The sequence below is a fragment of the Hwanghaeella sp. genome (assembly GCF_965227365.1).
Lineage (GTDB): Bacteria > Pseudomonadota > Alphaproteobacteria > UBA8366 > Aestuariispiraceae > Hwanghaeella.
Map to the genome: position 1 here is coordinate 1134601 of NZ_OZ245754.1, position 11892 is coordinate 1146492.

Below are 11892 nucleotides of genomic sequence, written 5' to 3' on the forward strand. Positions count from 1 at the left end.
CCGACCGCGTGATGCGATTTCGCGTCACGGCGTGTTCGATTCCACCCTAATTACCGGAGTAAGTTCATGGCAACGGCGAAGCCCGCGGCGAATATCAGCGAAGCGGCGAATCAGGAAGCGATCTCGATCAAGTCGAAGGATCGGTTCATCAATCGCGAATTGTCATGGTTGTCGTTTAACCAGCGGGTTCTCGAAGAAGCCTCGAATCCGAACCATCCGTTGCTGGAACGCCTGCGGTTTGTCTCCATTTCCGCCAGCAACCTCGATGAATTCTACATGGTCCGCGTCGCCGGCCTGAAAGGGCAGGTGGCGGCGAATATCTCGACCTTGTCCCAGGAAGGGATGACGCCGCGCCAGCAATTGGATGCGATCTCGGAGGAAGCGCGCGGCCTGATGCTGCGGCAGCAGGATACCTGGTCGCAGATGGTCGATCAGTTGAAACGCGCCCATATCACCCTGGTTCAGCCCGGCGAACTCACCCAACGGGAAAAGACCTGGCTGGACGGCTGGTTCCTTGAGCAGATTTTTCCGGCCCTGACGCCGTTGGCCGTGGATCCGGCGCACCCGTTCCCGTTCATTCCGAACCTCGGTCTCGTGCTCGCGCTGGAACTGTTCCGGCACAGCGACGAACGGCACATGAACGGCTTGCTGCTGGTTCCCTCGAACCTGGACAGGTTCATCCGGCTACCCGGACGGGCGGTTCGTTTCGTCCTTCTGGAAGATGTCCTCTCGCTCTATTTCAACCGGCTCTTTCCCGGTTTCGAGATGTTGGGCAAAGGCATGTTCCGGGTCATCCGGGACAGCGATGTCGAAATTGATGAAGAGGCGGAAGATCTGGTCCGCACCTTCGAAAGCATGCTGCGACGCCGTCGCCGCGGGCATGTCATCCGCCTGACGATCAGTGCGGACATGCCGGAGGACCTGCGCGATTTCGTGATCGAACAGAACGGCATCGATACCGACGACGTCTTCGTTCTGGACGGGCTCTTGGGTTTGGTCGACGTCAAACAGATGATCGTGGACGAACGCCGCGACCTGTTGTTCGAACCCTACAATGCGCGTTTCCCGGAACGTATCCGCGACTATGGCGGGGATTGTTTCGCGGCGATCCGGGCGAAGGACATCATCGTTCACCATCCCTATGAAAGCTTCGACGTCGTCGTCCAGTTCCTGCGCCAAGCCGCGCATGACCCGGCCGTCGTCGCGATCAAGCAGACGCTGTACCGGACCTCTAACGACTCGCCGATCGTGAAGGCGCTGCAGGAAGCGGCTGAGAACGGCAAGTCGGTCACCGCGCTGGTGGAATTGAAGGCGCGTTTCGACGAGGAGGCGAATATCCGCTGGGCCCGGGATCTTGAACGCGCGGGCGTGCAGGTCGTCTACGGCTTCGTCGACCTGAAGACCCATGCCAAGGTTTCCATGATCGTGCGCCGGGAAGGACGTCGGCTGCGCACCTATGTGCATTTCGGCACCGGGAACTATCACCCGATCACGGCGAAGATCTATACCGACCTCAGCTATTTCACCGTCGACCCGGACCTGGCACAGGACGCGGCGCTGACCTTCAACTACATGACCGGTTATGCGACCCCGTCGGGGATGGAGAAGCTCGCCATCGCGCCGATCAATCTGCGGGCCACGCTGATGGCGAAGATAGAGGACGAGATCGACCATGCGAAGGCGGGACAGAAGGCGCAGATCTGGCTGAAGGCGAACAGCCTCGTCGATCCCGATATCATCGATGCGCTTTACCGGGCGTCGGAAGCGGGCGTGCAGGTTGATATCGTCGCCCGCGGCATCTGTTGCCTGCGCCCCGGCGTTCCGGGATTGAGCGACAATATCCGCGTGAAGAGCATTGTCGGCCGGTTCTTGGAGCACAGCCGCATTTATTGTTTCGGCGCCGGCCACGGATTGCCGTCGCTCGACGCGGATGTCTTCATCTCTTCCGCGGACCTGATGCCGCGAAACCTGAACCGCCGCGTGGAATCCTTGGTGCCGATCCAGAATCACACCGTCAAACGGCAGATTCTGGAACAGGTCATGAAGGGAAATCTGAACGACGAGGCGCAAAGCTGGGAGATGCAGCCGGATGGGGCCTTCATTCGGCACAAACCGGAAGGGGCCGGTTTCAACTGCCATCATTTCTTCATGACCAATCCAAGCCTCTCCGGGCGTGGGACGGCATTGAAGAAGACAAAGAAAACGTCTAAGACCCGCGCCACGAGACGCAAGTAAGGGATTTTTTCTCTAGTGGCCGATCTTCTCCGCACGGCCGTGCCGCCCGTCGCCGTCATTGATATCGGGTCGAACTCCATTCGCCTGGTCATCTATGACAGCGCCGATCGCGCCGCGCTCCCCATCTTTAATGAAAAAGTACTCTGCGGCCTTGGGCGCGACCTGGACCGAACGGGCGAATTGCCGGAAGAGGCGGTCGTCCAGTCGATCTCCACGATCTGCCGTTTCGTCGGCCTTGCGGAGCATATGGGCGCGGAATGGATCGACATGTTGGGAACCGCCGCCGTCCGGGAAGCGAAGAACGGTCCCGAATTCGTCGACGCGGTCGAAGCGGCTTGCGGCCGGCGCATGCGTGTTCTCACCGGCGAGCAGGAGGCGGAATATTCCGCGCTTGGCCTGTTGTCGGGAACGCCGGACGCGGATGGCATTCTCGGCGATCTGGGCGGTGGCAGCGTGGAACTGGTCAACGTTCGCAAGGCCGCGATCGGTGAACAGACGACCCTGCCGCTGGGGCCGATCCGTTTCGGCAAGAAGGAACTTGGGAATCCGTCGAAGGCGACCGACAAGGTCGACGAAGCGTTGAAGACCGTGCCGTGGCTGTCCGAAGGGAAGGGGCGCACCTTCTACGCGGTAGGCGGGGCGTGGCGGTCCGTGGCGCGTCTACACATGATCCGCACCGACTATCCGATGCATATCATCCACCACTACAGCATTCCCTATGGCAAGGCGGTGGAGTTCCTTGAATTCGTGTCGCATCTTTCCGTCGATACACTCAGCAAGGTCAAGGGCATCAGCAAGCGGCGCGTCGATACCCTGGCCTATGCGGGCATGCTGCTGCATCGGATCCTGCTGCAGGTGAAACCCAACCGCGTGATGCTGTCGGCCTACGGTCTGCGGGAAGGCAGCCTGTATGCGCGCCTGACGCCGGAACAGCAGCAGGAAGACCCGCTGCTGTCGGCCTGCCGACGCACGGCTCTGCCACGCTATGCCAATGCGGTCACCGGTGACCGATTGAACGAGTGGTTGGCGCCGGCCTTTCCGGACTCCTCTCCGGCCGAGGCGCGGCTGCGGCATGCCGCCTGCCTGATGGCGGATATAGGCCGGGGCGAACATCCCGATTATCGCGCTGAACATGCCTTGATGCGTGTAATGCGCCTGCCCTTCGTGGGAACGGAACACAATGAACGCGCCTTCATGGCGCTTGCGGTCGCGGCCCGTCATTCGCAACCGTCCGACGATGTCGCGGCCATGGCAACGGTAAAGCTGCTGCTGGACGAAGACAGTATGGCGCGCGCACGGGCCATCGGTCTCGGTATCCGGCTTGCCTATACGTTGTCCGGCGGCGTCTCCGATGTGCTCGATTGCTTCGTTTTGCGGCGGATCGACGAGGGTCTCGTCCTGGAGGTGAAGGACGGTGAAGGGGATAACCTGTTCGGCGAGGTTGTCGAACGGCGCCTCAACACGCTCGCCAAGGCGATGAACTGTCCCGCTTCGGTGCGGCGCGTCACGACCTAACGCCCCGGAAGCGGCCTTTCACCCTATTTGACGACCACCGTCGAGGATGCGGTCAGAAGCGGTTTCAGCAGGCCGTTCTCGTCCCGCAGCAAGGTGAAGGAGCCGCGATAGGAGCCAGGTTCCAACGCCGTTCCCAGATCCGGCGGACCGGTTCGGAAAATCGCTGTCGGGCTGTTCTCCAGCACGGTCTCTTCCGTTCCGGTCAGCAGGGTTTCGGACGGCCCGTGGATTTCGAACCGCGCCTTGTCGCCGGCCCGCAGTCCTGCGGCATAGACGTGAAAAACCAGCTTCGTGTTCCGGGCGCTAATCCCGTCATCGCCGGCCAGCAGGCCGTATTCCAACGCGGCCTGATTCAGTTCCACATGCGAAAAGCCGATCCTGAGAATGGCGGACGGATAATAGGTCAGTTGATCCATTGTGGCCTGGTTCCACAAGGGCTCGTCCGATTTGCCGCAGCCGGATTCGGCCTCAAGCCCTGTGAAGGGATCGACAACCTTTCCGTCCCGCCGCACTTCGAAATGCAGATGCGGAAAATCCGTCGCGCCGGAAAGGCCGATCTCGCCCAGCTTCTGCCCGGCCCGGACTTGCTGGCCTTTGGCGACGGTGATGCTGCCACGCTTCAGATGCCCGTAGGCCGACAGGTATCCGTCCCGGTGCTTCAACAGGACGACATTGCCGTAACCGGAACTGCCCAGCGCGTCGCGGCCGACCAGTTTCACATCGACATCGGGCAAGCCGTCGCGAATACGCAGGACCTCGCCGGCCGCGGCGGCCAGGACGGGAACACCTTTCAGCATTTCCTTCGGCCCCGGCAGGCGAAGATGCAGTCCTTGATTTGCAGGTGTCGTCAGGGCGCCGCATTTGTAGTCAAGCGCCTCGGGTCCCGGTTCCGCATCGACGAAATGCTGGATCAGACAATTGCGGCCGATTGCGCATTGCGCCGGAAACCGGAATTTCAACGGTCCGGATTCCGCCGCGGATTCCTCTGTTGTGGAAGGCGATGCGGCGGCCGTGTTTTGTGCTGCGGCCGGGGATGGGGCCGGGGCAGCTGTGACAGGGGCTGCCGCGACGGGGGCTTCTTCCGATGGGGCGAGTGCCGGGATCGCCTGGCCGACGGTGGTGCGGATCTGCCAAAGGACCTTTTCGAGACTGCCGCCGGACCCTTCCTGGGCATAGAGAAAGCCGACCGTACCCAACGCGCCCAACACAATGAGACCGATAATGGCGAGCAGCGTTCTCACGGTCCTGTTCCTCCTCCTGTCCGGTCCTAAACGTCGCTCACCGGCATGATCTTGACGGAGCTCTTCCCGACGGTGAGGGCAAGGCGTCCATGCTTCAGGTTCAGGGCGTCTTCCCCGAACAATTCGCGTCGCCAGCCTTTCAGCGCCTGGATATCGGCTTCGTCGTCCATGGCCAGTTTCTCAAGGTCGTCCGCCGTCGCGATCAGGCGGCTGGCGATGCCTTCCTGGTCGCATTTCGCCTTCAACAGAACCTTCAGCAGTTCCATGGTCGGGGCAACGCCGGGGGGCGGAACCTCGCGCCGTTTCACCTTCGGCAGTTTGTCGCGCGGAATGTCGAGACCTTCCTGAACCGCCGCCAAGATCTCCTGGCCCATTCGCCCGTCCGGAACGTTTTTGCCCAGCCCGCGGATCCGGCGCAGATCGTCGACCGATTTCGGCATCGACCCGGCAATGTCCAGGATGGTGTCGTCACGCACGACGCGATTACGGGGCGTGTTCCGCCGCTGGGCCTCGCGTTCGCGCCAGGCGGCGACTTTCTGCAATACGGCCAAGGGGCGCGGTTTCAGCCCGCGGGCTTTCAGCCGCTGCCAGGACTGTTCCGGGTCGTTGCGATAGGTGTTCTCGGCGGTGAGGACCTTCATTTCCTCGCTAAGCCAATGGGCGCGGCCGTTATCGTCCAGACGTCGGCGCATTTCCTCGTAGATCGGGCGCAGATGGTCCACATCGGCCATGGCATAATCGATTTGGCGGTCGGTGAGCGGCCGGCGTGACCAGTCGGTGAAGCGCGAGCTCTTGTCGAGAGACTGACCGAGCACCTTGTTCACAAGCACTTCGTAACCGACCTGATCGCCGAAACCGAGAACCATGGCGGCGACCTGGGTGTCGAAGACCGGGGCGGGGACCGAGCCCATCAGCGTGTAGAAAATCTCCAGGTCCTGGCGCGCGGCGTGGAAGACCTTTAGCAGGTCCTGCTTGCGCAACAAAGCGAAGAGCGGTTCCAGATCCAACCCCTCGGCCAGGGTGTCGACCGCGGCGGCATCCGTGTCGCCGGCGACCTGAACGAGGCAGAGCTGTGGATAGTAGGTGGACTCCCGAACGAATTCGGTGTCGACCGTGATGAAGGCACTCTCCGCCTGGGCCTCGCAAAAGGCCGCCAGGGCCTCGGTGGTGGTGATGGGAACAACGGTCATACGGTCAAAGGCTCACTTACGATCGGTGGAAAGGAATGAATTCAGGGCCGGTCGGCGAATGAAAAGGTCAGCCGCTACTATAATAGCGCCTGCCGATCGGTCGAGCCTCAGTTGCGGGCGGGGAGGGGCCAAACCGGCAAAATCGCCCCGAACCCTTGACATCACGTCGTGAAAATGGCCAATCGCGGCCTTGTCTTCGGGCCTTTCCGTTCGGCCCGGCCAATCATTTTCCGGAGCACGTATCATGCACGCCTACCGCACCCATACCTGCGGCCAGATTCGATTGAACGATGCCGGCCAGACCGTTCGCCTGGCGGGTTGGGTCCATCGCAAGCGCGACCACGGGAACCTGCTGTTCGTGGACCTGCGCGATCATACCGGCCTGACGCAATGCGTGATCGACAGTTCCGAAGACCTGTTCGAGACGGTGGAACGCCTGTCCAACGAATCCGTGATTTCGGTCACTGGGGAAGTGGTGAAGCGGACCGATGAGACGGTGAACCCGAATCTCCCGACCGGTGAGGTCGAGGTGGTGATCCGTTCGATTGAGGTTCTGTCGCGTGCCGACCAGCTGCCGATGCCCGTGAACCAGGATGCCAACTACCCGGAAGACATTCGCCTGAAATATCGCTTCCTGGACCTGCGCCGGGAAGAGATGCACCGCAACATCATGCTGCGCAGCCAGGTTATCTCCTCGATCCGCCAGCGCATGATCGGCCAGGGCTTTACGGAGTTTCAGACCCCGATCCTGACGGCGTCCAGCCCGGAAGGCGCGCGCGACTTCCTGGTGCCCAGCCGGTTGCATCCGGGCCAGTTCTACGCCCTGCCGCAGGCGCCGCAGCAGTTCAAGCAGCTGATCATGATCGCGGGCTTCGACCGGTATTTCCAGATCGCCCCCTGCTTCCGGGACGAGGACGCCCGTGCCGACCGCTCGCCGGGCGAGTTCTATCAGCTCGATTTCGAGATGTCCTTCGTCACCCAGGAAGACGTTTTCGCGGCGATCGAACCGGTCCTGCATGGGGTGTTCGAGGAATTTGCCGACGGCCGCTCCGTCTCCCCGCTGCCTTTTGCACGGATCCCCTATAAGGAATCGATGCTGAAATACGGCAGCGACAAGCCGGACCTGCGCAACCCGATTGTGATCGCCGATGTTTCCGAAAGCTTCCGCGGATCGGATTTCAAGATTTTCGCCCGCCTGGTCGAGGAAGGGAACGTGGTTCGCGCCATTCCGGCGCCCGGCGCTTCGGCCCAGCCGCGCAGCTGGTTCGACAAGCTGAACTCCTGGGCTCAGGGCCAGGGGCAGGCGGGCCTCGGCTATATCAATTTCAAGGAAGACGGCCCCGCCGGTCCGATCGCCAAGAACCTGGACGAAGCCCGGATCGCCGCGATCAAGGAAACCGCAGGCTGCAAGGACGGGGACGCGGTGTTCTTTGTCTGCGGCAAGGAGGCGGCCGCCGCCGACTTCGCCGGGGCGGCGCGGACGGAAATCGGCAAGCAGCTTGAACTGATCGACGAGAACCGTTTCGAATTCTGCTGGATCGTCGATTTCCCGATGTTCGAATTCGACGAGAAGCAGCAGAAGATCGACTTCTCCCACAACCCGTTCTCGATGCCCCAGGGCGGCATGGAGGCGCTGGAGAGCAAGGATCCGCTGGACATCCTGGCCTATCAGTACGACATCGTCTGCAACGGCGTGGAACTGTCCTCGGGCGCGATCCGGAACCATCTGCCGGAAGTGATGTACAAGGCCTTCGGCATTGCCGGTTACGGTCCGGAAGTGGTCGACAGCCGGTTCGGCGGCATGATCAACGCGCTGAAACTGGGCGCCCCGCCGCACGGTGGCTCCGCGCCGGGTATCGACCGGATCGTGATGCTGCTGGCGGGTACGGAAAACATCCGCGAAGTCACCATGTTCCCGATGAACCAGATGGCCCAGGACCTGATGATGGGCGCGCCCGCGCCGGTGGACGAGCACCAGCTGAAGGACGTCCATATCAAGCTCGACCTGCCGCTCGACATGGAGTGACCTGCCAACGGGTCCGGCGGGATCAAGACGGCTCTATGGGACGATTTTGATGCCGCTGATCTTGTCTTTCGGCAGGTTCACGGGCGCATAGGTTTCAATGACGGTTTTTGCGGCCCGCCCGTCGGACCCCAATTTCGTGACGACCTCGACCGACTGGCCCAGACGGTCGGCGGCGGTTTGGTGCAGGGCTTGGGGGTGGTATTCGTTTCCCCCTTTCAGGTCCGAGTATTTCTCGTCATCGCCCGGCGTGCCGAAACGCATGCGCCCGAAAAATCCCCGTTCGAACGGCACGCCCAATATCGGGCGGTCGTATTTGATCATCTTGCTCATTAGGTACAGCGCCGTCAGGCTGTCATGCATGGCCGCGGTTGGTTGCGTTTCGTCCATGTTCAGTGCGACATGCGATGGATCGAGCTCCAGCCCCGTTTCCTCGCCGGTCCGCCGCAGCATCCAGCGCAGGGCGTTGTCGCTCAATCCGTGTTCGGCATAGCCGCCGCCCAGATCCGAATGGACGCCCGGGAACCATACCTGCTCGACGACCCGGCCCGGGGTGAGTTCCTCGCCGATCTTCTTCTGCCAGAGGGTCGGCCGGAAAGGCGCGCGCTTCTCATCAATGGCGATCGCGTGGAAGGCGCAGCGAACCTTGCTGGACAATGTGATGTCCAGGAACCGGTACTTCTTCTTCTGTTTCGATGTCAGGCCGACCTTGTCCAGAACCGTTTCCGGTATCCCCAGGGCCCCGACCGTGTCCCAGACCCCCAGACACTCGACACCGACATCGTGCTGCGCCGCCATCAAATCCGCGGGCAGGTCCTGCTGGGCCTTGAAACAGCGCCAGGCTTCGCCGACGCGGTACAGGTTCGTCTTGGTCATCAAGCCGAACTTGCACACCAGGCCCGCGAGCGTCCGCGCCGTGTACGCGCCGCGGGAGAACCCGAAAATGAAGATCTCGTCACCGGGTTCGTAGTTGTTGGCCAGGAAGCGATAACCGTCCAGGACGTTGTCCTCCAAGCCCTTGCCGAAGGCGCCGCCCATCAGCCGGTCCAGTTTGTTCCCGGTTCCGACACCGGCGTCATAGAAGGTGACCTGCGGATTGCCCTTGGCATCGTGGGCCTTCACGCAGCGCATGATCTTCACGACATTGGTGATGGTGGATTCCGAGTCCTGGTCGTTCCAGGTGCCGTCGAGACAGACGACCAGACGCTTCTTTTCGTATCCGTCGGGCATGGCCAATTCCTTCCAACCTGCCGGAATGGGTTCTTGATATTAGACGTGTATCGCCATTAAGGCGCACCAGATTACCGCGAACCGATGGCAGCGGGAAGGGATCGCCGATATCGGATCGGCAACGCTAGAGGCGCGGGGTGGCCGCTTCTTTGAGCGCCCAGTCGCGGAAGGCGGCGACGCGGGGCAGGGCGAGATTGCGTTTCGGATAGACCAGGAAGGGGCGGAAGGCGGTGGTGATTTCCGATCCTGTCTCGCCGAAGGGACGGACCAGCTTTCCGTCCGCCAGTTCGCGTTGGATCATCGAGGACAGCGCAAGCGCGACGCCGAGCCCGTCGGCGGCGGCATGGGCCAGCATGGTATCGCTGCTGAACCGCAAGCCGCGCGTGACATCGACGCCGGTAACCCCGGCGGCCCGCAGCCACATCTGCCAGCTTGGCTGGGCGTCTCGCTCTTGCCGCCATTCCGGATGCAGCAGGGTGTGGTGGCGTAGATCCTCCGGTTTGCGCAGGGGCTTGTCGCCGTCCAACAAGGCCGGGCTGCAGACCGGAAAGGCGACGTCCTGCATCAGGACATCCGCTTCCAGCCCATCGTAATTGCCGCGACCGTAGCGGATGGCGATATCGACCCGGTCGTTCTTGAAATCCGCCAATCGGTCCGTCGTATCGATGCGGATGTCGATATCCGGATATTGCGACCGGAACCGCTCCAGCCGCGGCAACAGCCAGCGTTCTCCCATGGAGGGACTGGAACTGACCGTCAGGATATTGCCGTGGCGGTCGGACTGCAGGCGTCGGTTTGCTTCCGACAGCCGCTCGAAAGCCTCCTTCACATCTGGCAGGGCCATTTGCGCCGCTTCCGTCAGGATCAGGGAGCGGGTCGTGCGGCGGAACAAGGGCAGGCCGTAAAAATCCTCCAATTGCCGGATCTGCTGGCTCACCGCCGCCGGCGTGACGTGCAGCTCCTGCGCCGCCTTGGTGAAACTCAAATGGCGGGCGGCGGCCTCGAAGGCGCGAAGACTGTTCAGGGGCGGCAGATCGACCATGCTTTATTATTAAGTAAATCTATCGAATATGCCAAGAAATCATCGTTTGCCGATTAGCGTGTTCGGGACGAAATTTAAAGGAACGCAGCGGGTGGGAAGCCACGCCAAGGAAATATGAACGATAGAAATACTTAAATAACCCTGTTCACGGAGCTTGTCATGAATAGCATTTCACCGGTTTCGACCCGTCTGCCGTCCGACCGGACGCATGTCAGTGCGGTTCTGAACTTCATCGACCCGGCATCGCCCAATCCCAGGATCGACGTCGCCGGGGTCGGCTGGGAACACGGCCGAAACTATGCCTACGACCCGCGTGAGGTTCCGATCGTGAACGGCCGTCAGGTACCGCGCGGACCGGCCTTGGATTGGGAAGGGTTTTCACTCTACTCGGTTCCGACGGCGTTGACCGGATTGGATGACGAGGACGCGATCAAATCGATCTATTACCCTGAGATCCAAGCCCTGGTGAAGGACAAGACCGGCGCGGATGACGTGGTGATCTTCGATCATACGATCCGCATCGGCAGGGACGGGGCCGAGCGGCGGAAGCCGGTACATCATGTCCATAACGACTACACCGAACGCTCCGCGCCGCAGCGGGTCATCGACCTGTTGGGTGAGGAGGAGGGCCGCAGGCGTCTTCAGGGCCGTTACATTCAGGTCAATGCCTGGCGCCCTTTCGAGAATGTCGTGGAGGCCCTGCCGCTGGCCCTCGCGGATGCCCGCAGTGTACGCGAGAAGGACCTGATCGAGACCACGCTGGATTACGGCGATCGGCAGGGGCAGATCTATGAGCTTGCCCATAACCTGGGACAGCGCTGGTTCTACTATCCGCGGATGACGCCGGACGAAGTGATCCTGATCAAGGGCTTTGACAGCGCCCGTGACGGACGGGCACGCTTGTCGCCGCATACGGCGTTCGAGGATCCGACCACGCCGGAGGGCGCGGCGCCGAGGATCAGCATGGAAGTTCGCACCTTCGCCTTTTTTAACGACTGACGAAGCCGAGAGCAGGATGAGCGAAAACAGCAGAACCTATACGGGATCGTGTCTATGTGGCGGTGTTCGATACACCGCCACCGGACCCATCAGCGACGTCGTCGCCTGTCACTGCGTGCAATGCCAGAAGACCTCGGGTTTCCATGTCGCGGCGACCCGGATGCCGGCGGCGCAGTTGCAGTTGGAGAAATCCGATAGCCTGAAATGGTTTCGCTCGTCCGAGCGCGCGGAACGCGGGTTCTGCGCCGCGTGCGGCGGCAACCTGTTCTGGCGCGAGGTCGGCGGCGAGTCGATCTCCGTCATGGCCGGAACGCTGGATCAGCCGACCGGCTTGAGACTGGTTGAGAACATTTACACCGACTTCGCCGGTGACTATTACCCGCTGCCGAAGGTGATTAGATAGGGCGTAGATCCGTT

The 11892-nt window shown here is 61.7% G+C and carries 9 protein-coding genes; 5 read left to right on the forward strand and 4 right to left on the reverse strand.

What is annotated here, in order from left to right:
* Nucleotides 1–66: 66 nt before the first annotated feature.
* Nucleotides 67–2235: an RNA degradosome polyphosphate kinase gene (locus ACQK2G_RS05110; RefSeq protein WP_425403948.1), complete on the forward strand. Its 2169-nt coding sequence runs from the start codon at nucleotides 67–69 to the stop codon at nucleotides 2233–2235.
* A 15-nt stretch (nucleotides 2236–2250) separates the two neighbouring features.
* Nucleotides 2251–3750: a Ppx/GppA family phosphatase gene (locus tag ACQK2G_RS05115; RefSeq protein ID WP_425403949.1), complete on the forward strand. Its 1500-nt coding sequence runs from the start codon at nucleotides 2251–2253 to the stop codon at nucleotides 3748–3750.
* Between the two features lie 23 nt (nucleotides 3751–3773).
* Here ACQK2G_RS05115 and ACQK2G_RS05120 read toward each other — a convergent pair whose 3' ends face one another.
* Nucleotides 3774–4991: a M23 family metallopeptidase gene (locus ACQK2G_RS05120; protein ID WP_425403950.1), complete on the reverse strand. Its 1218-nt coding sequence runs from the start codon at nucleotides 4989–4991 to the stop codon at nucleotides 3774–3776.
* A gap of 26 nt (nucleotides 4992–5017) precedes the next feature.
* A complete protein-coding gene (gene rnd / locus ACQK2G_RS05125; RefSeq protein WP_425403951.1) occupies nucleotides 5018–6181 on the reverse strand; it encodes a ribonuclease D in 1164 nt (387 codons plus the stop codon).
* A gap of 244 nt (nucleotides 6182–6425) precedes the next feature.
* Here rnd and aspS point away from each other — a divergent pair, with 244 nt between their 5' ends.
* A complete protein-coding gene (aspS, locus tag ACQK2G_RS05130; RefSeq protein ID WP_425403952.1) occupies nucleotides 6426–8207 on the forward strand; it encodes an aspartate--tRNA ligase in 1782 nt (593 codons plus the stop codon).
* Nucleotides 8208–8240: 33 nt separating this feature from the next.
* On the opposite strand, the gene ACQK2G_RS05135 is transcribed toward aspS, so the two are convergent.
* Together ACQK2G_RS05135 and ACQK2G_RS05140 are read right to left on the reverse strand one after the other, a co-directional pair.
* Complete coding sequence (locus ACQK2G_RS05135; protein ID WP_425403953.1) at nucleotides 8241–9434, reverse strand: DUF2235 domain-containing protein; 1194 nt, start codon at nucleotides 9432–9434, stop codon at nucleotides 8241–8243.
* Between the two features lie 124 nt (nucleotides 9435–9558).
* A complete protein-coding gene (locus ACQK2G_RS05140; RefSeq protein WP_425403954.1) occupies nucleotides 9559–10476 on the reverse strand; it encodes a transcriptional regulator GcvA in 918 nt (305 codons plus the stop codon).
* A gap of 159 nt (nucleotides 10477–10635) precedes the next feature.
* On the opposite strand from ACQK2G_RS05140, the gene ACQK2G_RS05145 reads away from it, so the two are divergent.
* Both ACQK2G_RS05145 and ACQK2G_RS05150 read left to right on the forward strand, forming a co-directional pair.
* Nucleotides 10636–11475: a CmcJ/NvfI family oxidoreductase gene (locus tag ACQK2G_RS05145; protein ID WP_425403955.1), complete on the forward strand. Its 840-nt coding sequence runs from the start codon at nucleotides 10636–10638 to the stop codon at nucleotides 11473–11475.
* Between the two features lie 16 nt (nucleotides 11476–11491).
* Nucleotides 11492–11878, forward strand: coding sequence for a GFA family protein (locus ACQK2G_RS05150; RefSeq protein ID WP_425403956.1), 387 nt, complete (start codon nucleotides 11492–11494; stop codon nucleotides 11876–11878).
* Nucleotides 11879–11892 lie beyond the last annotated feature (14 nt).

Excerpts from the sequence above, each read along its gene's own strand:
- ACQK2G_RS05110 (WP_425403948.1), top strand. The coding sequence starts at position 67 with ATGGCAACGGCGAAGCCCGCGGCGAATATCAGCGAAGCGGCGAATCAG.
- rnd (WP_425403951.1), bottom strand. The coding sequence starts at position 6,181 with ATGACCGTTGTTCCCATCACCACCACCGAGGCCCTGGCGGCCTTTTGC.
- aspS (WP_425403952.1), top strand. The coding sequence starts at position 6,426 with ATGCACGCCTACCGCACCCATACCTGCGGCCAGATTCGATTGAACGAT.
- ACQK2G_RS05135 (WP_425403953.1), bottom strand. The coding sequence starts at position 9,434 with ATGCCCGACGGATACGAAAAGAAGCGTCTGGTCGTCTGTCTCGACGGC.
- ACQK2G_RS05140 (WP_425403954.1), bottom strand. The coding sequence starts at position 10,476 with ATGGTCGATCTGCCGCCCCTGAACAGTCTTCGCGCCTTCGAGGCCGCC.
- ACQK2G_RS05145 (WP_425403955.1), top strand. The coding sequence starts at position 10,636 with ATGAATAGCATTTCACCGGTTTCGACCCGTCTGCCGTCCGACCGGACG.
- ACQK2G_RS05150 (WP_425403956.1), top strand. The coding sequence starts at position 11,492 with ATGAGCGAAAACAGCAGAACCTATACGGGATCGTGTCTATGTGGCGGT.